Source organism: Emticicia sp. GW821-FHT11C11 (genome assembly GCF_058808615.1).
On sequence record NZ_JBXARV010000001.1, the window covers coordinates 1463320 to 1487258 of the forward strand.

The window sequence follows — 23939 nt, forward strand, 5'->3', positions numbered from 1 at the left end:
CAATCCGGAGCTTGCTTAATTGCTGGGACGGACATACTTATTTTAAGAAATTGTATTTTTTCGATTAATTTGGAAGCCATCACCATCAAAGATATTGCCAAGGCGCTTAATCTGTCTACTTCTACGGTGTCACGAGCGCTGAGAGGTAGTTATGAGATTAACCCTGAAACCAAAAAGCTTGTATTGGGCTATGCTGAAAAAATGAATTATCACCCTAACCCGATAGCCCTTAGTTTAAAGGAAAACAAGAGCAGGGCCATTGGTGTAATTGTACCTGAAATAGCCAATCATTTTTTTTCGCAGGCTATTAACGGCATAGAAGCTGAGGCTTATGAGCGCGGGTATCATGTGGTGATTTTCCAGAGCCATGAGTCTTATGACCGCGAGCGAAGCAATATTCAGCATCTGGTAGGGCGTAAGGTAGATGGAGTACTGATTTCTTTATCAGGACAAACGACTGATACCGAGCATTTGCAGGAAATACAAAAAAGAGGAGTGCCATTGGTGGTTTTCGACCGGATTTCTAATGATATTGAAACCAATAAGGTGATAGCAGATAATTTTCTGGGGGCATTTCAGGCTACAGAGCATTTGATTCTGAATGGTAGAAAAAGAATTGCCCATATAACCAGCCCTTCTTTGCTTTATACTACCCACGAAAGGCTTGACGGCTACAAGGCGGCACTTGAGAAATACAACATACCGTTCGACGAAAACCTTGTCCGGTATTGCGGATTTGCACCGGAAGAAGCGCGACAGGTAATTTTTGAGATACTGGATTCACAAAAACCGGATGCCATTTTTACAGCTAGTGACCGTCTGGCGCTGGATAGTTTTGCAGCTGTTAAGGCAAAGGGCATCCGTATTCCTGAAGATGTGGCCTTTATAGGCTTCACCAATTTAGGGGTTGCTCATCTGCTTGACCCTCCGCTCAGTACCATTGTTCAGCCTGCTTTTGAGATAGGTAAAACCGCAGCCCAAATATTGCTTGATACCATTGAAAAGAAACAGCCTGACACAGCCGTGAAAACGGTTAAAATTCCTACTGAGCTGAACCTTCGTTTGTCTTCCAAATGAAAAATCCGCCGGTCATTAACAGGCGGATTTATAACCTAAACTAAATATATAAACTAAACTTTGAGTGAAATGCAAGCTTACAGAATACTCAGGTTGAAATCGAGATTTACGTCATCACTACCCGGTGTTGGGGTTCCGTCTTTTACTTCCTTACCATTTACAGGCGGTTGGTGTCTCAATTGTACTTTCAGCTTACCCGTTCCTGCCGCTCCGGTTTGCACGGTTCCCGTTAATCCGATTGGGAAATTGCGTGCGTCTTTATCGCCATAGGTATAAATCAACAGGTTTGAAGGTGCCGGTGTGTAAACAAACAAATGCTCATCACTTTCTTTTTTTACTTCCTCTGTAATATTTTCAGCAGGTGTTTTTGACTCATCCAGTAACTCAACAGTCAGTGTGTAGGATGTGTTAGGAGCCAAAGTAATATTGTCGAATTTAACAGGTGCATTTCCACCATCACCATCCGGGTCATTGAATATAAATGTCTTGGTAGTACCGCCCGAGGCGAAATTCAACTTTACCGTTGTAATGATTTCGTTTTCTTCTTCAACATCTACTGAAGTGTCTTTACAAGCTACAACCGAAAACAGTATAGCTAAAGTGAAACATTTGAAAAGAACAATACGAGTTTTCTGCATGGTTTTCAGATTTAGTAATGAGTATATATTTGCAACAACAGTGCAAATATATAAGGTCAATATTTAATATGCAACACTATTGCAAAAATAAAATATTACCGGGAAATGTCATTAGAAAGCGTATTTTAACCGTAAAACAAAGTTTCTGCCTATATCATCTGAAAAATACCTGAATCGGTTCAGGTAATCGCGGTAGGCCGTATTCAAAAGGTTATTGACCGTGAGCGATGCTGAAAGCGCACGATGCCCTTTAAAACTGAATTGCTGACTAAAGGCGGCAGACCAAAGCATGTAAGCCGGTGGAGGAGGAGCGAAGTCACCACCGTATTGATTAAACACTATTTCTTCTGATGGGATATCGCTGAAAATCACTTTCGAAGGTACCCGGTTTTGTTTGGCAACATAGAGATTGGTTAATGAAATGCCACTTTTCTTCCAGTCGTAGTGCAAAGTGTTTTCCCACCGGTTTGGCGGAATCATAATCAGTGGCTGATCATGCGTAATATCCTGCGCTTGCAAATAAGAAACTTTCGAATTAAGCGAAATACGTTTATGCAACTGGAAATTACCACTCAAATCAATACCATTAAAACGTGCGTTGGTCTGGGCATAACGAAACTCCGGAAAGGCTCCCCTGATAGTTAAGGTGGGGCGCCCGGTCGGCGACAGAAATATGAAATCGCGTATGTAATTATGATAGATATGCAATTCCAACTGGAACACCTTGGTTATGTAATTAGTGGTGAACGACAAGTTAGTGGCTACTTCAGGACTCAGGTTTTCGTCGCCTTTTTCGTAACTGGCTGCACCATGATGAACGCCATCACTATATAATTCATTGACAGTCGGAGCACGCCAGGCAGAAGTCAGATTAAACAGGAAATTCCACTGCGAACCGGGTCTGAAATTGACACCGAAAGTACCTGTGAAATTCTTGTTCTGCTGATTGTTCTGAACTATATCCTGCTGTCCTCTTGGAATTCTGTACACATCCAGATTCCGGAAATCGTATCGCATACCACCTTCAATTTCCCAGCGATTTCGTACCACACGTTCAATCAGGAATATACCACCTGTATAATTCTGAAAATTGGGTATCAAAACGGTAGACGAGCGAGGTTCGCGAAGTGTTCCTGTGGTAAGGTTCTGCTGAAAATTAGCATTGACTCCGATAGCACCGGTAAACAATCTGGCAATCGGTTTGTGCTCAAACAGCAACTCACCTGTGTAGGTGGTCAGTTGGAAAAGCTGTACAAGATTTTTATCTCCCCGCAGTATATCAACCTCTTTTCGGTAATTGTATTGCCGACCCAGTGTGAGCGATAATTTTCCTCCCTGCAATTGTGAAACAGACTTAAGCTTGAGCAGGTTATGCTGCACATCCTGATACGGCCTGCCTATGGTATACGTGAAGTTGTCAGGTGTATAGATACTTAGCGGTTTGCCGCGTTCAATAGCCTGAACCAGGTCTGTTACGTTGCCGATATGCGAGCCTGCAAATACACCAATTTTTGTATTGAACTGGCTGAAAAAAACTTCAGACTGCCAGTTTCTTCTTTTGTAATTGGCATCTACTGAAAAATTGATTTCCGAAACACCGGTGTTTGCCAGTCTGTAGTCAGGTGTTGAAATATCACCACCCCTTTTGAATGTCCCCTGAACCCTGTAGCCAAATGACTTTGGAACAGCAGATTTTTTCGGTCGAAGGCCGCCTTCCAATATGCCCGAAGTTACTATCTGGTTGCCGTTTGTGAAATAGACTGTGTTCACTTCACCACCGATTTTTGTTGAGTCTGGCAAAGACTCAGGCTCAACCATAATTACACCTGCAATGGCATCAGAGCCGTATCTTACACCTGCTGCGCCTTTCAGAACTGTAATTTTTTTGGCCACGAACGGGTCAATTTCAGGGGCATGTTCGCTACCCCATTGCTGGCCTTCCTGTCTTACACCGTTGTTCATGATCAAAACCCTGTTTGAGTGCATGCCGTGAATAACGGGCTTGGCAATCGAACTACCGGTTTGCAGGGTAGTTACCCCCGATATTTGTTTCAGTGCTTCTCCCAGTGATTGTCCGCGGGTCTGGTCTAGTGCCGAATTTTCCAGCACATTTCTGGTTTGGGTAAGATTATCTATTTTCTCGGCCTTGATATCCACATTGGCCAGATGCAGTTCACTTTCAGAAAGTTTAATTTCCTGTTCGGCTCCGTGTTCCAGTTTAATGGTATAGGTTTTTTCCTGATAACCGACAATACGGCCAATGACCGTATAAGTTCCCTGACACAGATTGGCGATTCGGTATCGGCCGTTGACGTCGGTAGTAGTACCCTTGTTCTGTTCTTTTACCAGCACCACGGCTCCAACAATTGGTTCTTTGCTGGAGTTATCTCTTACAACTCCCTGTATAAAGCAATCACAATGGGCATTACCAGCAGTCGGTGACTCATCTTTCGTTTGAGAGAAAGAAATAAAGGATATAAAATACAAGAGTATAAAGGTGCCTTTCTTCATCAGAATTATATACAACCGGTCAGGTCATATCTATATGTAAATGCAATTGTGTTGCAAAATTATAAAGAAAGATGGAATTCCAGTGAGAATAGTATTAAAAGTAGATGAAACCGTTAAAATAATAGCTGTCTTTTGCCAGTATTCCACCTGACACCCACCGAAAAGATATTGCTCTTTAAATTTACGGGTGTTTTAGAATAGCTGATATTTCTGCTTTGAAAACCGGCATCAATAGAGAAATTATGGAACAGCATATAGGATGCGCCAAAATCCATGTGTTGGATGCTGGCTTTATTTCCCTGGCCAATGAAATTATTATATTCGTAAGGGCGAAGCAGATTATAATTACGCAGAATATTGCCTCCATAGTTAATAAGGTTATAATCTTCGCCATGCTGTGCAATCATCAGACTATAATTGAATGTCAACCTTGGTACCGGCTGGTATCGGGCATTAACCAGAAACTCACGGAAATTAGAACCTAATGGGTGAGCCATTGGTATGTTATAATTTGCATAATTACTGTACGTCGAATTATGGCTATAGGTATAAGGCCGTGCCAGATTATATTCGGCCTGGAGGTCTAAATTTCTGATACCCAGTGCATCAATATAGCGCATGCCTATCTGGGTGGCATATTTAGTTGCCCACCAGCCTTTTTTCTTGAAATGCTTGAAATTAAATTCATCCAACACCAATTGTCCGTAAAGAGAAAACCGGCGTAAGAAATTAAACTTGAAATCGGCTCCGACTATTGAATTGTCGACACTACCCAGTTGGCCCTCAACATAGCGATAGAAAATAATAGGATTGATGTAGTTGATATCAAAACCTACTTTTCTTTGCCCGTAAGCAACAGTCTCAAATACGCCTACATTAAGGTTTCTGCCGATGTTCAGACTTAAATGATGGAAAGTGAAAAACTTAGGCGGGCGACGCTCCGTACCATTGGCGGCTATAGTAGTCTGCTTATTGACTGTCTGTGCAAAAATGTTAATGTATTGAAACCTGCCTACCTGTGTTGTGGTTTTCAGATGTAAGTATGGAGCCGAGAAATCAGACAGAATAAGGGAGCGTATGCCTGATCCTATAAAATTTTTATCATGCCCGAACTGAAAAGTAATGTTTTTTAATACCCTAAACGTGATATAGCCTCTGGCAGAGAAGAAATCAGTTGTCAGCTTGGTTGAATCGTCATTAATAATTTTGGTGAATCCTTCATACGGGAAACCATCATAGTGCTTGATATAGTTTTTTACATATGCCGGATACGCAATCTGGTTTTCGGTGAGCATGGTATAAAATCCTAACCGTTTACTGAAATTACCTCTGATCTCTATTCCCCGGGTATTAGTATAAACCGGATTGGCAGAAAGGTTGTCGCTCCCATAAGCCAACTGCAGAATAGGATTTATATGGATATCGAAATCCTGATCGTGATAAGAATAAAAATCAGATTTTTTCTTGAAAAGATGTTTGAGGATAGGTCTTTTCGAGTTGGTTTGTTCTGTCTTCGCGTCAGGGATTCCTTCGGGGTAACTTTCTTCCAACCACTCCCAACTGTCGTTTTGTAAATAACTGAGATTGAAAAGGTCGGCTGACGAAAGCTTTATGGATGAATCCTTCTCAATTGCAGTAGTTAATCCAACTAAGTCTCTGCGCAAAACAGGCCTTACATTGCTGAAGAATTTGTTTGAGAGTTTATTACTTTTTATTTCATACCGTTCTATCAGATGCTGGTAGTCGCTATTCAACGGAGTATACGAACTTTGCGCCGAAGAGTTGAACCAGATAACACCCAGAAAAAAAATAAAACTCAAACGCATTAAAATATGTTTTTGCAATTGTAAGGGCTTTTGGTTGCGAAAATACAGATAATTCCTTAGTTTGTATTACAGATGTTATAATTTTGCAAAATTATTGAGAAAAATGCCATTTGTGCCGAGCACCATTGCTTGAATTAATTGTTTTATCGCGCTTATCTGTTATGAAATCATTCGTTATACCGGAAATTTATAAAAGTAATATTATTGGAAGGATTAAGGAGATACGCCGGTTGAGAGATCGTCTGAAGAAAGATTTTACCCCGACTGAATTAGATTTTGGCCCGGTTAAGTTTCTGATTGCCCGTCACTTTGGTTTTTGTTATGGTGTAGAAAACGCAGTAGAGATTGCCTATAAAACGGTAAATGAGAATCCGGAGAAACGCATTTTTTTATTGAGCGAGATGATTCATAACCCTGATGTAAACGCTGACCTGCAGTCGCAGGGGGTGCAGTTTCTGATGGATACCAAAGGGAATCAGCTCATTGACTGGAGCGAATTGAGACCTGATGATGCGGTAATTGTACCGGCTTTTGGTACTACGCTTGAGATTCAGAAACAACTGGAATCTTTGCAGATTGACCCATATAAGTATGACACTACCTGCCCGTTTGTAGAAAAAGTATGGAACCGGGCACAACAGATAGGAGAGAGGGGCTACAGCATTGTAGTACACGGAAAACCTAAGCATGAAGAAACCCGTGCAACGTTTTCACATAGTAAAGAAAATGCGCCAACCATAGTAGTGAATGATATGGCAGAAGCTCAGAAACTGGCAGCATATATCACACAGTCTTTACCAAAAGAGCAGTTTTATCTGGATTTTGCCGGTCAGTATTCTCAGGGCTTTGATCCTGCAAAAGATCTGGCACGTATAGGCGTGGTAAACCAGACCACTATGCTGGCTTCTGATACACAGGCCATTGCTGATTATCTGAAACAGGTAATGATTACTCATTATCAATTACAGGGGCCTGAAGTGGAAAAACATTTTGCTAATACCAGAGACACACTTTGTTATGCCACCAATGATAATCAGGAAGCAACCTACGCACTCCTGAAATACGAAGCCGACTTTGCCGTAGTAGTGGGTGGGTATAACAGCTCTAATACTTCGCATCTCGTAGAGCTTTGTGAAGAGAAACTACCTACCTTCTTTATTCAGTCGCACGATAAAATTCTTGATAAAAACCTTATCACTCATTATGACCTGCATGCAAAGAAAGAAGTAACTGGCCCGTTTATTCAGGAGCAGGAAAAGACAACTATTCTGCTTACCTGTGGCGCTTCCTGCCCCGATGCCGTGATGGAATCGGTGATGCTGAAGATTTCATCTTTTTTTAATATTACAAAAGAAATAAGTGAAGCAGTAGAGGCGTTAGAGAATTAGAAGTAGAAAGATTACGTAAAAAGCATTGATGTTTTTTTAATAAAAAATTAAACTTTCCAATTAAGTCATTAAAAAAATATTCAGTATATTTACACCTACTAGTCGCTAATAACCATTCTAACCATCAATGATTTATGAAAATGTTAGACTATGTGAAAGTGATCCTAGAGAAAGTAAGTTTTGAAAGTAGTTTGTTTGAAAAAGAGTTAAAGAAATCCCTTAAACTATTGTCTCTCCGAGAAATACGTGAATTGAAAAAGTGGTGTTATGAGAAATTCGGAAGTATTTATCGCGGGATTCTGAACAAAACTTTCCGTCGGACACAATTAAGTGTTTAGGAAGAAGCCTCTCAGCCAACTGAGAGGCTTTTTTATGATGATAGATTACTATCAGTACCCCCGCACCAACTCTGCAGCACCGAATACCCCGGCACTGTCGCCCAGCTTAGGCTTTAAGAACGGAGTCTCTACTACACGGCTATTGAATATCCAGTTTTTCAGTTCTTCAGGCCCTTCGGTATAAATCAGGTCAATGTTGCCTACACCACCGCCAATCACAATGGCATCGGGGTCTATTACATTCACAATATAAGAAATGGCTTTTCCGAACGATTTCACCAGATGTTGAAGCGTAGCAGTGGCGTGTGGGTCTGTGCCTTCCAGATGCAACTGATATATTTCTTTCATGGTAAGCGCTTTGCCACTTAGATATTCATAGTATCGTTGTAAAGAAGGCCCTGCAAAAACAGTTTCATTACAGCCTTTTTTACCGCAATAGCAATCAATGCCGTCGTCTTCCAGTACATTGTGTCCCCATTCGCCACCTATACCGTGTCGGCCGTTCAGCACCTGTCCGTTTATTACAACGCCGCCACCTACACCGGTACCCATAATAATACCAAATACTACTTTGGCATCAGGTACTACATCTTTCACAATTCCCATAGTGGCTTCGGCCAGTGCAAAGCAGTTGGCATCGTTGGCAATTTCAATAGGTACACCAATGGCTGCTTCAATATCCTTTTTCATGGGCTGGCCATTCATGCAGGTGGTGTTGCAGTTTTTCATGGTCTGGGTACTAGGGTCTAATGCCCCCGGCGTACTGAAACCTACGGCTACAGGCGCTAATCCTGTTTCTTCTTTCAGTAAGTCTACTAATCGTGCTACCTGACTAATAATATGCTCATACCCTTTATTGGCCTCGGTAGGTATTCTTTTTCTTAATAAAATTTCATTCGTATCGGCATTCATTATCACGCCTTCAATTTTGGTACCGCCCAGGTCTATACCCCAAAGTGTTTTCATTTTTTGTGTTTCGGTTGTAAGGGAAAAACTCCATTGAATTGTCATTAACAGGTCGTTAACATATTGTCAGACAACTTTACGCAAACTTATAGCATCTAAGAGTTAAAGACAAAAAAAACATTGAAAAAGCTAAAAACGTATTACAGATGAAACGCTCAATTATCTTTATCGGCATAATCCTTTTGGGAGTGATTGGATTATCTTCCTGCAATATTTATTATGAAGAAACAGGCAATGGCATTATAGAAACGGAGTATCGTCGCGCCGGATATTTCAATCGCATTGAATTAAACGTGGGTGCTGAAGTGATTCTGACCCAAGGCCCTGCCAGAGACATAAAAATTGAAGCGGAAAACAACATTATCCCCCGCATTATTACGCGCATCAGCGGTAATACATTGATTATAGATAGCAATGGCGGCTGGTACAGCAACAAGAAAATCAAAATCTGGATTCAGACACCTGATGTTTACGGAATCTACGTATCGAACAGCGGCCGGGTTATCAGCGACAACAAGATATTTGGCAAAAGCATTGAATTGAGCCTGGCAGGAAGTGGCCTGATTGACGTAGCCGCAGATATGACCAACGATGTTGATGCCGAATTGAGCGGTTCAGGCTTGATTTATCTGGAAGGAGACGCTAAAAATGCTATTTACACCATGACAGGAAGCGGTAAAATAGAATCGTTCGGCCTGCGTGTCAATAATTCTGACGTACAGATTAACGGTTCAGGTCAATGTGAAACTACGGCTTATAACAATCTGGACGTATACATTTCAGGCAGTGGAATGGTGTGGTTCAGAGGTGCACCTAGAGTCAGCCACCGTATAACCGGTTCAGGTAAAGTTATCAATGCCAACTAATTACCCTTTTTCCTTTAAACCTATCCTGAATGGCCTGCATTTCTTGAAAGAGAGTGCAGGTTTTTTTATGGGGTTCACAAGTGCAGATTCGGTAAAAAATCCGTAATTTTGCAATCTTTTTATAAGTAGTCAGATTCTGATAAGAGAACACCGGATAGTAGTAAACGCTAACCGGAGATACATAAATTACTGTCCGCATGGGCAACCAGATAAATATGATAAGCAAAACCTACAATCCAAAAGAAATAGAAGACAAATGGTATCAGTACTGGATTGATAACCAATTCTTCAGTTCGAAACCGAATCCTGATAAAGAGCCTTACTGTATTGTTATTCCTCCGCCAAATGTAACGGGGGTTTTGCACATGGGCCACATGCTCAACAACACCATACAGGATGTGTTGACACGTAAAGCCAGAATGGAAGGGAAAGAGGCTTGCTGGGTGCCGGGTACAGACCACGCTTCTATTGCCACAGAAGCCAAGGTTGTAGCCATGCTGAAAGAAAAAGGAATCAACAAAAATGACCTGACACGTGACGAATTTCTGAAATACTGCTGGGAGTGGACAGAGAAATACGGTGGAATAATCCTGCAGCAATTGCGGAAACTGGGTGCTTCCTGCGATTGGGATCGTACGAGATTCACGATGGAACCCAACCTGTATGATGCCGTTATCGAGGTTTTTGTTGATTTATATAATAAAGGTGAGATTTATCGCGGATACAGAATGGTAAACTGGGACCCTCAGGCCAAAACCACGGTATCTGACGAAGAAGTAATCATGAAGGATATCCAGCAAAAGCTGGTGTATATCCGCTATGATGGCGACGAAGGCAGCATAACCATTGCTACCGTTCGTCCGGAAACAATCATGGCCGATGCCGCCATTTGTGTGAATCCGGAAGATGAGCGTTATAAACACCTGATTGGTAAGAAAGTAAGAATCCCGTTGATAAACCGTGAAATCAGCATTATTGCTGACGAATACGTAACGGTAGATTTTGGTACCGGTGGCTTGAAAGTAACTCCTGCGCACGACCAGAACGACTACGCACTGGGCCAGAAACATAATCTGGAAGTGATTGATATATTGACCGATGACGGTAAGCTGAACGATAGAGCAAAGATTCTGGTAGGAGAAGACCGCTTTGCGGCTCGTAAGAAAATCATCAAGATGCTCGAAGAATCGGGTAATCTTGAAAAGGTTGAGGATTATAAGTCGACAGTCGGTACATCTGAGCGCACGGGGGCTGTCATTGAACCGAAGGTGTCTTTGCAGTGGTTTCTGAAAATGAAAGACTTGTCCGAGCCTGCGTTGAAAAACGTAATGGACGATACGATTCAGTTTATTCCGCCGAAATTCAAGAATACCTACAAGTATTGGATGGAAAACGTGAGAGACTGGTGTATCAGCCGCCAGCTGTGGTGGGGGCACAGGATTCCGGCTTTTTATATGCCTGATGGCACCTGTATTGTAGCTGCCAGCAAAAAAGAGGCCTTGAAAATAGCCCGCAACAAATACCAGTTGTTTGCCCTGAGCGAGCATGATTTAACACAGGATGAAGACGTGCTGGATACCTGGTTCAGCTCATGGTTGTGGCCGATGTCGGTTTTTGATGCCTTCAAAAATCCTGATAACGAAGATATCAACTATTATTATCCGACCAATGATCTGGTTACTGCCCCTGAGATTCTGTTCTTCTGGGTAGCAAGAATGATTATTGCGGGCTATGAATACCGTGGTACTTATCCGTTCAAGAATGTATACCTGACGGGTATTGTGCGCGACAAGCAGGGACGCAAGATGTCGAAGTCCTTAGGTAACTCGCCTGACCCATTGGATCTGATTGAAAAATACGGTGCCGATGGCGTTCGTACAGGTATGCTTTTCAGTTCGCCTGCCGGTAATGATTTACCGTTTGATGAAAAACTGGTTGAACAGGGCAGAAACTTCAATAATAAAATCTGGAATGCTTTCAGACTGGTGGAAGGCTGGGAGGTTTCTGAAACCACCCAACAGAATACGGCTTCTGCCAAGGCGGTTCAATGGTTTAGCTCTAAGCTGAACAAGGTAATTGCCGAAGCGCTTGACCACTACAACAAGTTCAGGATGTCTGATGCCCTGATGAGCACCTATAATGTGATATGGGATGATTTCTGCTCGCAGTATCTGGAAATGATTAAGCCTGCCTATGTAGATGGCAAGAGCTTGCCTATCGACAAGCAAACCTATGAAGCAACGCTGGAAATATTTGATACTTTGATGCGACTGGCGCATCCGTGGATGCCTTTCATTACGGAAGAAATATGGCAGAATATCAAAACCAGAGAAGCCAATGATTCCATCTGTATCGCTCCGTTTCCAACAGCCGGAGCAGTAGATGAAGATATTCTGGCCGATTTTGATATCCTGACAGAAATCATCACGACGGTTCGTAACACCCGTAATGCCAAGCAGATTTCACCGAAGGAATCTTTGCCATTAACCATTAAAACGGGGAATCTGGCGCGATACGAATCACTGTCCGGTTTGATTCAGAAGCTGGCTAATATTTCGGAAATCCGTTATGTGAGTGACAAAACCGAGGGTATCAGCTTTGTGATTAAGGGCGACGAATTTACGATTGATTTAGGAGCCAATATGGATGTAGAGGCAGAGAAAGTGAATCTGCAAAAAGAGCTCGATTATACAACAGGCTTTAAGAAATCAACCGAAGCTAAATTGTCGAACGAGCGCTTTGTACAAAACGCCAAGCCGGAAATCATAGAAAAAGAACGCCAGAAACTGGCTGATGCCGATGCTAAGATTAAGGCTTTGGAAGAAGCACTGGCGAAGTTGGGGTAAGATTAACCAGAATAATTACAACATAAAAAAGTATTAAGAACGCGGTCGGGATTCATTTTCCGGCCGCTTTTTTTTATCCGGCTGCCTACAAAAAATATTCCGATAAGTAAAAAATAATTCAGAATAAATTCATAAATTTATAGAGAGCAACAGCAACCGGATGAGGGTTCTGTTGTGATGTTTCTATTCTAAAACTAAGTATAACTCAATTGATTCATCGTTCATTTTAACCCTGAAATAATACGACCATGAGTTTATTTAATGTTTTACTATAGTTAATGCTTTTATGATTGAAAAATTGAAAAATCCACACAAAAATGATTCTCAAAAAGACCGCCTGCCCCCTTTTACTTTGACAGACCCGGAGGCCGCCATGAAACACATCAGGGCACATTTTGACGAACTGCTGCAAGAGCCTGATTTTGAGGAAGAAGAAGATGAAAACACAGGGCTGCTTATTGTGAAATCGGCTAACAGCTGGCTTGAACTGGCAGCCAGCCAGCCCAAACCTGAAATGCTTTTTGATGAGTTCTGGTTTGAAGGAGAGTTGTGCATTATGTTTGCCGATACCAATCTTGGGAAATCGATTCTGGCAGTGCAGATTGGTAACAGTATCAGTAAAGGTGAGGCCGTGAGGGGTTTCAGGCTTGATGCCCAAAAACAGATGGTACTTTATTTTGATTTTGAGTTGTCGGCCAAACAGTTTCAGAACAGGTATTCAGTTGATTTCCAGAATCCTTATCATTTTGATGAGAATTTTAAAAGAGTAGAATTGAACCCCGATGCGGTGATACCTGACAGGCAGACCTTTGAAGAGTTTTTGAGCAATGCCCTTGAAAAGAGCCTGATTGAAACCGGTGCCAAGGTGCTTATTATTGACAACCTCACGTATCTGAAAACCGAGACCGAGAAAGCCGTAAATGCCATGCCCCTGATGAAGCACCTGAAAGCCCTCAAAAGCAAGTTTAATCTCTCACTGCTGGCATTGGCACATACCCCCAAACGAGATTTGAGCAAGCCCATCAGCCAGAACGATTTGCAGGGTAGCAAGGCGTTGATGAGCTTTACCGATTCATCTTTTGCCATTGGTGAAAGCCAGCGCGATAAGGGCATCCGCTACCTGAAGCAGATAAAGGTGCGCCAAAGCGAATTTATGTATGATACCGACAACGTAGCCATATGCCAGATAACCAAGACAGATAATTTTCTGCAATTTGAATTAACCGGTTACGGGTATGAAAAGGAGCACCTGCGTGAGGTATCCGTCAAGGAAAAAGATGAGAGGACGAGCCATATTATGGAGTTGAGGAAAAAGGGTATTTCAGTCGCTGAAATTGCCTCCAAATTCTGCCTTTCGGAGAGTGGCGTTAGAAAAATCCTTAAAAAAGAGGTGTTGTAAAACCCACACTTTCTGTACTTTTCGCACTTTTGGTACAGAAGTGCGGAAAGTACGGGAAAGTGCGGATTTGTGAGAACACTTTATGAGTAGCAATGAAAGAATATATGGTAGCTTTATTTACAACATTGTCGATTTTAAGCATTTGCATAGATATAGTGATGAATTTAGCTATTATTATAATGTCCGAAAAAGTAAGAATACTATTAGATTTGAAGATTCAGTAACGAAAGTAGCTTATGTTTGGTTGGGATATAGAACTTTGATTGCAATAACAGTTACAATGTACATAAATATAGATTTTGTGTCATTTGTCCTTGCTATTGCTTTTATGATTAGTATCCTTTTTTATTTGAGTATTAAATATGGCAGGTTTAGGGACAGGAACGGTGAGTAATTTAGGATTTCTAAGGACTTCTATTTGTGACTTTAATTCAAGTATTTCTTCTCTAGATTGACTTTCAGCATACCACTTGCCGAGAAATCCACTAAATGTTGCACATCCAATAATAACAGTCCAAATAAAACTGTCAGCGAAATGATGAAAGAAGTTTTGCTTGGGTTGTTTCCTTATTCCACTCCTTTCCAAAGTATCAATGCAGCTAATCAATAGGTCTTTCAATTCTTTTCTCTTGGTATTAAAGGTTGAGAAAGGAGTCAATCTGTATTTGGACTTTTCGTCGAATATAAACGATTCAAAGGGTATATCCAATTCTGATATAGTCTTGTATTCATCCGAATCTTGTCCGAATATTTGTTTAATAAAAGCTCTTGTTTGAATTAAAATCGCGGGATTGTTACTATCTTTCTCAAACTTCTCAATCTGTTGGTTTAGAATTGAAATGGCTTTCTTAGTAGTCATAAATATAAGATATTAGGTTAGTACCTTAAAAATAAATGACTGTTTTAAATAATCCAAATTAACAACTATCTTTGTTTAGACCCAAGTAGTATATAGTCACCATAAATTTTATTTCTCTTTTTAATTCTTTTAGAGTTAAACACACATAAAAAACTTCCATCGCAAAATCAATTTTTCTTTAGGCTTCAAATAAATATATAAATAATAAAACAGGCTCTTAATGAGAGTACTTTTTCTATCTTCAATTTCTATAGAACCAATATCATAAAACCACATCGACCCGCACTTTCCGCACTTTTGGTACACTGGTACGGAAAGTGCGGAAAGTGCGGAAAGTGCGGGTGGTAAGGAAAGTACTTTTGCCACCCAACCCACTTCCAAATCACCTAAAATTGTTGTATATTAGCAATGGAAGATGTGACTTGAAATGGAGAATTATCAATTTTTGCTGGAGCCTTACAAGGGCATGAAAACGCGCTACACCTGCCCCGCTTGCGGAGAGAAACACGCTTTTACCCGATACATCAACATTGAAACAGGCGAGCATCTGGCACACCACGCCGGCAGATGTAACCGGGAGGTAAAATGTGGGTATCATTATACGCCCGGGCAATATTTTCAGGATAACGTCACCAATAGTTTTCCGGTGCATGTAAGGCCGTACAAACCATTGCCTCAAAAGCCGGTTTCTTATATCGACAAAGAATTGCTTCTGGCCAGCCTTAAACCCCATCAGCCTAATAATTTAATCGCTTTCTTGAAGCATACATTTGGTGAGGCAGCAACCAACGCGCTTATAGACCGGTATTTTATCGGTACCTCAAAGCATTGGGCAGGTGCTACGGTTTTCTGGCAGATAGATAGTAAACGTAAGATTCGTTCAGGCAAAATTATGCTTTATAATGCTGCCACGGGCAAAAGAGTTAAAGAGCCGACAAGCCTCATTACATGGGTGCATAGTGTTTTGAATCTACCTGATTTCAACCTCAGGCAATGTTTTTTCGGTGACCATCTGTTAATCAACAGCGCAAAGCCGGTTGCTATTGTGGAAAGCGAAAAAACGGCGTTAATTGCAAGTTTGTATGAACCACGCTACACATGGCTGGCAGCGGGTAGTCTTAATAGCCTTTCTGCCGACAAATGCAAGGTGCTGGAAGGAAGAAAAGTATATCTGTTTCCTGACGTGAACGCCTTTGAAAAATGGCAAGCAAAGGCAGAGGAGCTTCGGTTGGGTAAGAAATGTGTGGTATCGGATGTGTTGGAAAGAATGGCTACCGAAGAAGACCGCAAGCAGGGGCTTGACCTTGCCGATTATATGCTCAAATCTGATACCCAAACGCTTCGGCGTATCATCTGAAAAACAAAAAGCACAGCAGGGTTTCTGCTGTGCTTTTGTATAGCTTTTATCTGTCAATACCTCTTAAAATCATCGTCTTCATCCTCATCGTCGAATTTCATTTTGTTGGGGTCAAACATGCTGTCGAGCAGGTCTTTGAATTGCAGACCGGTGTCGAGTGCTTGTTTGCTTATTAACGAATATTCTGCCAGACCATGCAGGGCAAATTCCATCAGAAACAGCTTGTCGTTTTCGTTGAGTCGAGGATGAAAGTTCTCAACCAGTTCGTCCAGACCGTCAATGGTTTTCAGTCTTGCTTTATATTCTCGGTCGGTAAGGTCGTTCAGAAAATCAATCACATTGCCCTCACCAAACCAGGTAGATACCTGCTGAAACGGATTCTTACCCGATTTCTTTTTCTTCAATGCCTCCGGATTCGGGAAATATTTCAGGAATTCCGTCCGCATGGCTTTGCCAATCAGGCTTTGCGCTACATACACCGGGCCTTCTACTTCTCCTTCATAAACCAGTTCGATTTTTCCGTTAATGGCTGCAATGGCACCGTAAATGTCAGACACTCGGGCGTGTACGTTTTTCTCTCCGTTAATCAGTGAACGTCTTTCGGCAGAGCTTAGCAGGTTTTCGTAGGCTGAGATAGTCATACGGGCCGAAACGCCACTTTTCGCATCCACATATTCACTCTGGCGGGCTTCTACGGCTATTTGTTCTATCAGGTCTTTGAGTATATCATTCACCTCAATTTTCTTTTGTTCGCTCTTAACAATGGCCTCCTGTTGGGTGATCTTACGACCTGTTTCAATCGATTTCGGATAGTGGGTCACAATCTGGCTGTCGATACGGTCTTTCAATGGCGTAACGATACTGCCACGATTGGTGTAATCTTCAGGGTTGGCCGTAAAAACAAACTGAATATCTAAAGGGATTCTCAGTTTGAAACCACGAATCTGAATGTCGCCTTCCTGCAAAATATTGAACAAAGACACCTGTATACGCGCCTGCAAATCGGGTAATTCGTTAATCACAAAAATACAACGGTGCGAACGCGGAATCATACCGAAGTGAATTACACGTTCGTCAGAATACGGTAGTTTCAATGTGGCTGCTTTTATGGGGTCTACATCACCAATTAAGTCGGCAATGGAAACGTCCGGAGTAGCCAGTTTTTCATTGTAGCGTTCGGCACGTGACAGCCAACTGACAGGCGTGTCATCACCTTTTTCGGCAATTACATCTTTAGCAAAACGTGAAAGCGGTTCGAGAGGATCATCGTTCAGTTCGGAGCCTTCCACTACGGCTACGTATTCATCAAGCAGGTTCACCATCAGGCGGGCAATGCGTGTTTTGGCTTGTCCGCGAAGACCCAATAAGTTAATGTGGTGCATGGAAAGAATGGCCTTTTCTACATCCGGAATGACCGTATCTTCATAACCCCAGATACCCGGGAAAACCTCTTCTTTATTTTTAAGTTTTTCGATCAGATTGTCTCGTAGCTCTTGTTTGATGGATTTCGGGCGATAAGTACTGGATTTTAGTTCGCCCAGGGTTTTAATTTTCAATAAGTTTTTGTCAAATGCCATAATGCGTGTGCTGGTAGTTTTGCTTGATATAAGCATAACGGATTTGACACTGAAATGGTTTGTGCGCTGATTCCATTTCAGGAAAATAAGCACATTTTTAATGGAGTAGAAAAGAAAGGGCCATTTCTATAGTGGATTGCTATGAAATGACCCTTATGGGAATAAGACGATGTTTAACTGCACTGGCCTAAAATGGCCCACAAAATAACAAAAACTATGATGGTACCGAAGCAGCCTCCTCCTAATTTCTTTGCACCGTAACCGGCTAATAATCCTCGTAGTAAATTATTCATATCGCATCTATGATTTGTGGTTTATAATGTCATATATATATACGATAAAAAAAATCAATCCTTTGAGGGATTATCAGATATTGGGGTGTTATTTCCACAAATTGAATTTTGGCTATACGAATAAAAGAAAGTCTGCTGTTTTTGTAGAAAAATTTCCCGAATGCCGATATCATTCCTTACAATCGCAGTCCGTATTTTTCTCCTAATTGTGATAAGGCTTTTTCTGTTTCAGCAAGCAGTTGAACGCCATTTTCTAACTGATGGCTTTTCAGTTCGAGTCCCCGGGCACCGGGCATTCTGACAGGCTGAGCAGGATTAGCCGCTTCCGATTGCAAACATTGGTTTTTCAGATATTCGGCTTCACGTTTAAACGCTTCTGCACCTGCAAAGCCCTTCGGGCTTATGATCTGTAAATATACCGAGGCACCCCAAAGGGTAGGTTCATCGGCTCGGCCATGCCCTCCCAATGCACTGGTGAGCGCTTCAACCATAAGCCCGAGTCCAAATCCTTTATAGCCGCTATCAAGCCCGCCAAGTGGCAGGATTGAACCGGGTGAATTAGTAAAGAATGCAGCAGGATCGTTAGTGGCGTTCCCTTTAGCATCCAATAACCAGTTATGAGGCAGCATCTCCTGATTGCGATGGGCACGTGCTACCAGACCATTAGAAGTAGTGGACATGCTTACGTCAATCATAATGGGGTCTGATTCTGTGGGAATACCAATAGCCAGTGGGTCAGGACTATAAACCGGTGTAAGTCCACCAAATGGAGCTACTGTTTTGTTACGAGGATCTGAACAAGCCAACAGAATCATAAAGCCTTGCCGGGCTACTTTTTCCAGATAAGCAGCCAGACAAGCAATGTGATGCGATTTTTGGATGGTGATAATGGAGGTACCGTAAGCCGAGGCTCGTTTGGTTGCTTCTTCAATGGCTTTGTTGACCAACCATGGGCCGGGTAAATAATTACCGTCGAGGGCTAAGACTGCTCCGAAATCGTTAATGATTCCGGGCTCTCCCAGCTTGGTCATGGTATCTTTCTCGAGGTCAGCCACATAAGCCGGCAACAATTGAAGTCCGTGTGTACGATGCCCCAATAGGTCTCCTTCCAGTAATATATCAGCCGTATGGAAAGCTTTTTCTTCATCCAGTCCGGCTTGTTGTAATATGTTTTGGGCAAACTGTAATAGTTCCTCTGAACTTTTCATAAATCAGGCAATGGCTTTGGCAACGGAGGCTTTCATTTTCGACAGACCTAATTTGGCAGCTACCAATGCATCCATTTTCCAGTATTCTTTGTTGAATAACTCAAGTGATAACACGATAGGCGTATTTTTGCTGTTTAGGTCGCGGAGTATCTGGGTCATAGGGGCAATGCCATCACCGGGTAAGATACGGTCACCGTCATTGATAGTTTCTCTTGGTGGTTGGCCCGGGTAATCGTTCATATGAAACATCTGTACAGACGAACCATTGATGGTTTTCAGGCTATTAAAGTTGGAGCCTCCTTTATGCAAGTGATAGACATCGGTCAATACACAAGCCTTAGGGTGACCGCTTTCAGAAGCAACGAATAAAACTTCTCCGACAAGATGAAGATTAGTAGAGAATCCCCACATTTCTAATTGAGGAATGACACCAAAATTGTCGCTAACCTCCAGCAATTTACCATATCTTTCTGCTACTGCCTGTAGGTTAAGTACACCGCCGGTAGTAGCACCAAATGGTGGAGCAGCAATGCGCTTACAACCGATTTCGGCCAGCATAGCCATTTCTTTTTTGTTTTGCTCCAGTGCTTTTTCGCGCTCTGTTGCATCGTCTACTATCCATTTCGAGAACCCGATGGCGTCTTCAATGGTTATGCCCAGGTCGGCTGCTCTTTTCTTGATATCTTTCAGATTGCCACCTTTTTCTTTGTATTTTTCTACGGTGTTTACCCATACCTCAATGGCATTAAAACCTGCTTTAGCTGCTGTTTCTATTTCACCAACCAGACCCAGGTTCTGTTCGCGGATGGTGCTTGTATTTAAACAGAATTTGAAATTGTGCTTTGCTTTGCTGTCGGTTTCGGCCATGGCTTCGGGTAAACCCAGACCCAAGCCTGCACCGACTGCCAGTGAGTTTTTAAGTAAGTTTCTGCGTGAGATAGTGCTCATTTCCTGTAAAGTTTTAATAAGTTTTCAGATTGAATGTGTCCTGAATAGATGGAAAGGTAAATATAGTGCGATATGAGTTAGCTTTCAAGCAAATTGAGAGTTTAGTGTGTTGTGAATTAAGAAGAAGCATGTAGAAATAAAAACACATAGACTTACAATGCCTATGTGTTTTATAATGTAGTAAGATTTTAACCCGTAGTGAATAAGAATAGAAATATTTCTGCTTTCATGTTTTCACGACTGAAACGGGCCGCCGTCGCGGTCAGTGGCTAAGATAACAAAGGAATAATTTTTACATCACATACCGACTTAAGTCGGTATAGCACTAAAATCATAACCTTTGTTTAAATAGCCACCGAATTTATTCGGTGATACTATAGTTAAAGGTTAATCAAATAACTTCATCATTCCTCAATCACTGCTTCGTCTTTAAATGTCTGACTGACAAATGCCTGAACCTTCGGGCCAATCAACAGAATACAGGGAATCACCACGATGTATGACGTTGCCCATGATCTGAGCCAGATACTAAGGAAATTCGGCCCGAAACCAATATTAATGCTAATGAGCGTAAACGAAATGATTCCCGTGGTTATGCTGCCCATTATCAAGGCAAATGCTATTTTTTGTTTCATAATACTATGCAGTTTGTGCGTAAGTAGGATTCATAGCCAACAACGCCTCTGCAGGCGAACTCAGGTATAACTTATAGAATTCGGCAGTTCGGCCTACATGAATTTCGTATTCATCGGTTTCAAATGCTTTCAGTAAATCGGCAGCTACAACGGCCGGAGCAATACCACTGGCACCACCTATGGCCTGTGAAAAATCTGTATTTACCAAAGGAGGCATCAGCTCAAATACTTTTACAGGAGTTTTGCTTAATGACAATCTTAACGATTGTGTGTAGGAGTGCAGGGCTGCTTTGCTGGCCCCATAAGTTGACAATACAGTATTAGGTGAAAAAGCTACGATCGACGATACATTCACAATGGCGGCTTCATCCTGTTTCAGCAGTAAAGGCAGCAATTTTTCGTTTAGTCTGATGATAGACAGATAATTGGTGAGCATTTCTTCCTGCGCTTTTTCAAAAGTGCGGTCGGTTTCCAGCAGGTTGTTCAGGAAAGCGCTTCCGGCATTGTTGATAACCACATTCAGATTCGGGAAATCTGCGTTCAACGTTTTTACTAAAATTTCAATGTCTTCTGCCTTGCTTACGTCGGTGTTGATGGCAGTTACATTGGTCAATTGAGCTGTGGCTTTAGCTAATCGTTCGGAGTTTCGGCCTAAAATAATGACATGGTTATTCTGGCTGAAAAGTTTAGCAATTTCAAAGCCGATTCCGGCACTTCCACCGGTAACAAGTATGGTATTCTGTGTTGTTTTCATTTTTTTGGTTTAATTTAATATTTCATAATCAGACAAGTGCTTACGCCATGTGCATAAACTGTACTATTGTTATCAATTAATTGTGCTTCTACTAAGGCTGTCCGGCCACCGGCGTGAATAATCTTACCTACTGCATGCAGTTCATCTATTTTTGTGGTGACGGCTTTCAGGAAATTCACTTTCAGTTCTAAAGTGGTGTATCCCTGGCCTGCTTCTAATACTGAATGCAAAGTGCAGCCCATAGCCGAATCAAGAACCGCAGAAATGACCCCACCATGCACCGAACCGATGGGATTGTAATGGAACTCCTGAGGCTTGAACGAGAAAATTACTTTGCCTTTTTCCAGATGGGTAGGCCTGAAATCGAGCGTGTGGAGTAGGGGCGGAAAAGGGATTTTGCCTTCGCCCATGGCTTGTAAATATTCCAGACCAGACATTTGCATTGCCTGTTTGGCTCCGTCCAGCGGATTGTCCCAACTGAAAGTTCTTTCTCTGTTGATAGTACTCATAGTTTTATACCGATTGGTATTTTATTTTTCAAAAAAAATTAACTGAGGTCTCTTATTATTTTTTCAACCGATTGCATCACTGCTTTCCGGTAATTCAATTTTCCGGTCAGCTTGGTTATCATGATTCCCCCTTCTATCATGGCTATCATGGTCAGAGCAGTTTGTTCAGCATTTATATCAGTTCTGAACTCTCCCTTATCAATGCCCTTTTGTATCAAGGAAATGATTTTACCTTTCCAGTCCTGAATAGCATTGGCAGCTTTCTCTTTCAAATCTGGGTGTGTATCATCGGCTTCAATGGCTGTGTTCAAAATAGGGCAACCACCAATTGGAAACGGGTATTTCAGGAAGTTTTCATAAACATTGGCATAAACCAGCAGTTTATCCTGTATGCTGGTATGTTTGCTCATTTCCTGTCTGATAATATCATCTACGCATTTCAAATTATGGTCAAACGCAGCCAGGGCCACCTCATCTTTATTTATGAAATTGCCATAAATACTGCCTTTGGTTAATCCGGTTGCATTGGTTATATCATTCAATGATGTGCCCGCATAGCCCTTCACATTGAAAATCGGGGCTGTCTTTTCTATAATGAATTCTTTGGTGCGTGCTGCTTTGCTCATATCGTTCTGAATTGCGCTACAAATTTATACCAATCGGTATAAAATATCCTAATGATTTTATTAATATTTTATCAGCATTTGATTAATGCGCTGATAGTTAGGTGATTAATTGATTAGTACGGGTTCGAAATGCTGAAGTTTTTCATCGAACACCACAAATGTAGCCGGGTATCCTGCTGCTATTTGTCCGACTGACTGCTCCATATTCACAGCTTTTGCAGCTCGTATGGTTGCCATTTTGATTGTCTCTTCCAGACTGATACCTACTTGCTGCACGGCATTTCTTACGGCATCAGCCATCGAAATGGCTGCGCCGGCCAAATTACCCTCTGAGTTACGGTATTGTCCGTCGTTCAGATAGGCATCAAACTCCTCCCATTGAAAACGGGTTACTTTATCGCGCACAAAAAGCGCATCAGAAATAAGGAACAATTTATCCTTTTTGATTTTGTAGGCTATTCGTGCTGCGGCATAATCACAATGGAAACCATCAAGAATAATTGGGGCATACACATCAGGATTATCAAAAGTAGCACCAACTACACCGGGTTCACGGTGCCCCATCTGGGTCATGGCATTGTAGAGGTGCGTGCACAGGCTGATGCCTTTCCGGTACGCATGTTGCGCCTGTTTATAGGTAGCATTGGAGTGACCCAGCGATAATTTTATCCCGCTGTCAAGCAACAAAGCAAGTTGGTCGTCGGTAAAGTTTTCAGCAGCAATGGTCATGATTTTTATCACGTCTTTGCCGTATCTGATGATCTCTTCGAGTTCGCTATTGGTCGGTTTTCTGACATAGGCTGCCAGGTGCGCTCCACGTTTAACCGGATTCAAGAAAGGGCCTTCCAGATGCATGCCTAATACGCCCGAACCGGGATTCTTCTGCATGAAATTTTTGGTAACTTCTATGCCTTTCAGAATGTTGTCTAACGGAGAGGTAATCAGGCACGGTAATACGTGCGTAGTGCCCAGCGCCAGGCTGGCTTCATAAATATCCTGTATGGTTTCTTCGGTAGGGTATTGAGTGAAGTAGAATTTCTCTCCACCATTAATATGCGTATCTATAAAACCTGCTGAAATATGTCTGCCGGTTAAATCTACTATATGCGCATTTTCATGCCTTGAATCATCCCTAGGCTCAATGGCTTTTATAGTTCTGTTTTCAACAAGAATAGTATGGTTTTCAAGTACCTGAGTGCCGGTATGAATAGTGGCATTAACAATGACGGTCTGCATGGTAGGAATAGCGCTTGTTTTGATGGCAAGTTATGAAAAATCTGTTTGATGGCAGGCTTTATATGAGATATAATTATATCTC

Annotated in this window: 19 protein-coding genes; 6 read left to right on the forward strand and 13 right to left on the reverse strand. The window is 41.9% G+C overall.

Features of this window, described 5'->3' with window-relative positions; translation table 11 throughout:
- The first annotated feature begins 69 nt into the window (after positions 1 to 69).
- Positions 70 to 1077 carry a LacI family DNA-binding transcriptional regulator gene (locus AC1RRY_RS06210; RefSeq protein ID WP_492817344.1) on the forward strand — a complete coding sequence of 336 codons (1008 nt, stop codon included), beginning with the start codon at positions 70 to 72 and terminating at the stop codon, positions 1075 to 1077.
- 77 nt (positions 1078 to 1154) lie between these two features.
- Here AC1RRY_RS06210 and AC1RRY_RS06215 read toward each other — a convergent pair whose 3' ends face one another.
- From AC1RRY_RS06215 to AC1RRY_RS06225, 3 genes are all read right to left on the reverse strand, one after another.
- Entirely contained in the window at positions 1155 to 1715 is a 561-nt protein-coding gene (locus tag AC1RRY_RS06215) for a hypothetical protein (RefSeq protein WP_492817342.1), read from the reverse strand.
- 111 nt (positions 1716 to 1826) lie between these two features.
- The gene (locus AC1RRY_RS06220) at positions 1827 to 4226 is read right to left on the reverse strand and encodes a TonB-dependent receptor (RefSeq protein ID WP_492817340.1); all 2400 of its coding nucleotides are present in this window, start codon (positions 4224 to 4226) and stop codon (positions 1827 to 1829) included.
- Between the two features lie 113 nt (positions 4227 to 4339).
- Positions 4340 to 6052 (reverse strand): capsule assembly Wzi family protein, encoded by a 1713-nt coding sequence (locus AC1RRY_RS06225; RefSeq protein WP_492817338.1) that lies wholly within the window; start codon positions 6050 to 6052, stop codon positions 4340 to 4342.
- Positions 6053 to 6213: 161 nt separating this feature from the next.
- Here AC1RRY_RS06225 and AC1RRY_RS06230 point away from each other — a divergent pair, with 161 nt between their 5' ends.
- Complete coding sequence (locus tag AC1RRY_RS06230; RefSeq protein ID WP_492817336.1) at positions 6214 to 7440, forward strand: 4-hydroxy-3-methylbut-2-enyl diphosphate reductase; 1227 nt, start codon at positions 6214 to 6216, stop codon at positions 7438 to 7440.
- A 389-nt stretch (positions 7441 to 7829) separates the two neighbouring features.
- Here AC1RRY_RS06230 and AC1RRY_RS06235 read toward each other — a convergent pair whose 3' ends face one another.
- Positions 7830 to 8744 carry an ROK family protein gene (locus tag AC1RRY_RS06235; RefSeq protein WP_492817334.1) on the reverse strand — a complete coding sequence of 305 codons (915 nt, stop codon included), beginning with the start codon at positions 8742 to 8744 and terminating at the stop codon, positions 7830 to 7832.
- Positions 8745 to 8890: 146 nt separating this feature from the next.
- Between AC1RRY_RS06235 and AC1RRY_RS06240 the strand changes: the two genes are divergently transcribed.
- The 3 genes from AC1RRY_RS06240 to AC1RRY_RS06250 all read left to right on the forward strand — a co-directional run bounded on the left by AC1RRY_RS06240 (position 8891) and on the right by AC1RRY_RS06250 (position 13855).
- Positions 8891 to 9610 carry a head GIN domain-containing protein gene (locus AC1RRY_RS06240; protein ID WP_492817332.1) on the forward strand — a complete coding sequence of 240 codons (720 nt, stop codon included), beginning with the start codon at positions 8891 to 8893 and terminating at the stop codon, positions 9608 to 9610.
- 215 nt (positions 9611 to 9825) lie between these two features.
- A complete protein-coding gene (locus AC1RRY_RS06245; RefSeq protein WP_492819267.1) occupies positions 9826 to 12456 on the forward strand; it encodes a valine--tRNA ligase in 2631 nt (876 codons plus the stop codon).
- 286 nt (positions 12457 to 12742) lie between these two features.
- Positions 12743 to 13855, forward strand: a complete 1113-nt coding sequence (locus tag AC1RRY_RS06250) for an AAA family ATPase (RefSeq protein ID WP_492817330.1) — start codon at positions 12743 to 12745, stop codon at positions 13853 to 13855.
- Between the two features lie 304 nt (positions 13856 to 14159).
- On the opposite strand, the gene AC1RRY_RS06255 is transcribed toward AC1RRY_RS06250, so the two are convergent.
- Positions 14160 to 14714 carry a hypothetical protein gene (locus tag AC1RRY_RS06255; protein ID WP_492817328.1) on the reverse strand — a complete coding sequence of 185 codons (555 nt, stop codon included), beginning with the start codon at positions 14712 to 14714 and terminating at the stop codon, positions 14160 to 14162.
- Positions 14715 to 15141: 427 nt separating this feature from the next.
- On the opposite strand from AC1RRY_RS06255, the gene AC1RRY_RS06260 reads away from it, so the two are divergent.
- Positions 15142 to 16071: a DUF6371 domain-containing protein gene (locus tag AC1RRY_RS06260; protein WP_492817326.1), complete on the forward strand. Its 930-nt coding sequence runs from the start codon at positions 15142 to 15144 to the stop codon at positions 16069 to 16071.
- A 53-nt stretch (positions 16072 to 16124) separates the two neighbouring features.
- On the opposite strand, the gene AC1RRY_RS06265 is transcribed toward AC1RRY_RS06260, so the two are convergent.
- The 8 genes from AC1RRY_RS06265 to nagA all read right to left on the reverse strand — a co-directional run bounded on the left by AC1RRY_RS06265 (position 16125) and on the right by nagA (position 23857).
- Entirely contained in the window at positions 16125 to 17684 is a 1560-nt protein-coding gene (locus AC1RRY_RS06265; RefSeq protein WP_492817324.1) for a P-loop NTPase family protein, read from the reverse strand.
- 433 nt (positions 17685 to 18117) lie between these two features.
- Positions 18118 to 19149, reverse strand: coding sequence for an Ldh family oxidoreductase (locus AC1RRY_RS06270; RefSeq protein ID WP_492817322.1), 1032 nt, complete (start codon positions 19147 to 19149; stop codon positions 18118 to 18120).
- 3 nt (positions 19150 to 19152) lie between these two features.
- A complete protein-coding gene (locus AC1RRY_RS06275; protein WP_492817320.1) occupies positions 19153 to 20097 on the reverse strand; it encodes a sugar phosphate isomerase/epimerase family protein in 945 nt (314 codons plus the stop codon).
- 404 nt (positions 20098 to 20501) lie between these two features.
- Positions 20502 to 20732, reverse strand: a complete 231-nt coding sequence (locus tag AC1RRY_RS06280) for a DUF2798 domain-containing protein (RefSeq protein ID WP_492817318.1) — start codon at positions 20730 to 20732, stop codon at positions 20502 to 20504.
- A 4-nt stretch (positions 20733 to 20736) separates the two neighbouring features.
- Entirely contained in the window at positions 20737 to 21486 is a 750-nt protein-coding gene (locus tag AC1RRY_RS06285) for an SDR family oxidoreductase (protein ID WP_492817316.1), read from the reverse strand.
- A gap of 14 nt (positions 21487 to 21500) precedes the next feature.
- Entirely contained in the window at positions 21501 to 21995 is a 495-nt protein-coding gene (locus AC1RRY_RS06290; protein ID WP_492817314.1) for a PaaI family thioesterase, read from the reverse strand.
- Positions 21996 to 22033: 38 nt separating this feature from the next.
- Positions 22034 to 22621 carry a TetR/AcrR family transcriptional regulator gene (locus tag AC1RRY_RS06295; protein ID WP_492817312.1) on the reverse strand — a complete coding sequence of 196 codons (588 nt, stop codon included), beginning with the start codon at positions 22619 to 22621 and terminating at the stop codon, positions 22034 to 22036.
- 105 nt (positions 22622 to 22726) lie between these two features.
- A complete protein-coding gene (gene nagA, locus AC1RRY_RS06300) occupies positions 22727 to 23857 on the reverse strand; it encodes an N-acetylglucosamine-6-phosphate deacetylase (protein ID WP_492817310.1) in 1131 nt (376 codons plus the stop codon).
- Positions 23858 to 23939: the final 82 nt, after the last annotated feature.

What these genes read in the sequence shown, in the direction of transcription:
- AC1RRY_RS06215 (WP_492817342.1), bottom strand. Translation starts at nt 1,715, where the DNA reads ATGCAGAAAACTCGTATTGTTCTTTTCAAATGTTTCACTTTAGCTATA.
- AC1RRY_RS06220 (WP_492817340.1), bottom strand. Translation starts at nt 4,226, where the DNA reads ATGAAGAAAGGCACCTTTATACTCTTGTATTTTATATCCTTTATTTCT.
- AC1RRY_RS06225 (WP_492817338.1), bottom strand. Translation starts at nt 6,052, where the DNA reads ATGCGTTTGAGTTTTATTTTTTTTCTGGGTGTTATCTGGTTCAACTCT.
- AC1RRY_RS06230 (WP_492817336.1), top strand. Translation starts at nt 6,214, where the DNA reads ATGAAATCATTCGTTATACCGGAAATTTATAAAAGTAATATTATTGGA.
- AC1RRY_RS06235 (WP_492817334.1), bottom strand. Translation starts at nt 8,744, where the DNA reads ATGAAAACACTTTGGGGTATAGACCTGGGCGGTACCAAAATTGAAGGC.
- AC1RRY_RS06240 (WP_492817332.1), top strand. Translation starts at nt 8,891, where the DNA reads ATGAAACGCTCAATTATCTTTATCGGCATAATCCTTTTGGGAGTGATT.
- AC1RRY_RS06245 (WP_492819267.1), top strand. Translation starts at nt 9,826, where the DNA reads ATGATAAGCAAAACCTACAATCCAAAAGAAATAGAAGACAAATGGTAT.
- AC1RRY_RS06250 (WP_492817330.1), top strand. Translation starts at nt 12,743, where the DNA reads ATGATTGAAAAATTGAAAAATCCACACAAAAATGATTCTCAAAAAGAC.
- AC1RRY_RS06255 (WP_492817328.1), bottom strand. Translation starts at nt 14,714, where the DNA reads ATGACTACTAAGAAAGCCATTTCAATTCTAAACCAACAGATTGAGAAG.
- AC1RRY_RS06260 (WP_492817326.1), top strand. Translation starts at nt 15,142, where the DNA reads ATGGAGAATTATCAATTTTTGCTGGAGCCTTACAAGGGCATGAAAACG.
- AC1RRY_RS06265 (WP_492817324.1), bottom strand. Translation starts at nt 17,684, where the DNA reads ATGCTTATATCAAGCAAAACTACCAGCACACGCATTATGGCATTTGAC.
- AC1RRY_RS06270 (WP_492817322.1), bottom strand. Translation starts at nt 19,149, where the DNA reads ATGAAAAGTTCAGAGGAACTATTACAGTTTGCCCAAAACATATTACAA.
- AC1RRY_RS06275 (WP_492817320.1), bottom strand. Translation starts at nt 20,097, where the DNA reads ATGAGCACTATCTCACGCAGAAACTTACTTAAAAACTCACTGGCAGTC.
- AC1RRY_RS06280 (WP_492817318.1), bottom strand. Translation starts at nt 20,732, where the DNA reads ATGAAACAAAAAATAGCATTTGCCTTGATAATGGGCAGCATAACCACG.
- AC1RRY_RS06285 (WP_492817316.1), bottom strand. Translation starts at nt 21,486, where the DNA reads ATGAAAACAACACAGAATACCATACTTGTTACCGGTGGAAGTGCCGGA.
- AC1RRY_RS06290 (WP_492817314.1), bottom strand. Translation starts at nt 21,995, where the DNA reads ATGAGTACTATCAACAGAGAAAGAACTTTCAGTTGGGACAATCCGCTG.
- AC1RRY_RS06295 (WP_492817312.1), bottom strand. Translation starts at nt 22,621, where the DNA reads ATGAGCAAAGCAGCACGCACCAAAGAATTCATTATAGAAAAGACAGCC.
- nagA (WP_492817310.1), bottom strand. Translation starts at nt 23,857, where the DNA reads ATGCAGACCGTCATTGTTAATGCCACTATTCATACCGGCACTCAGGTA.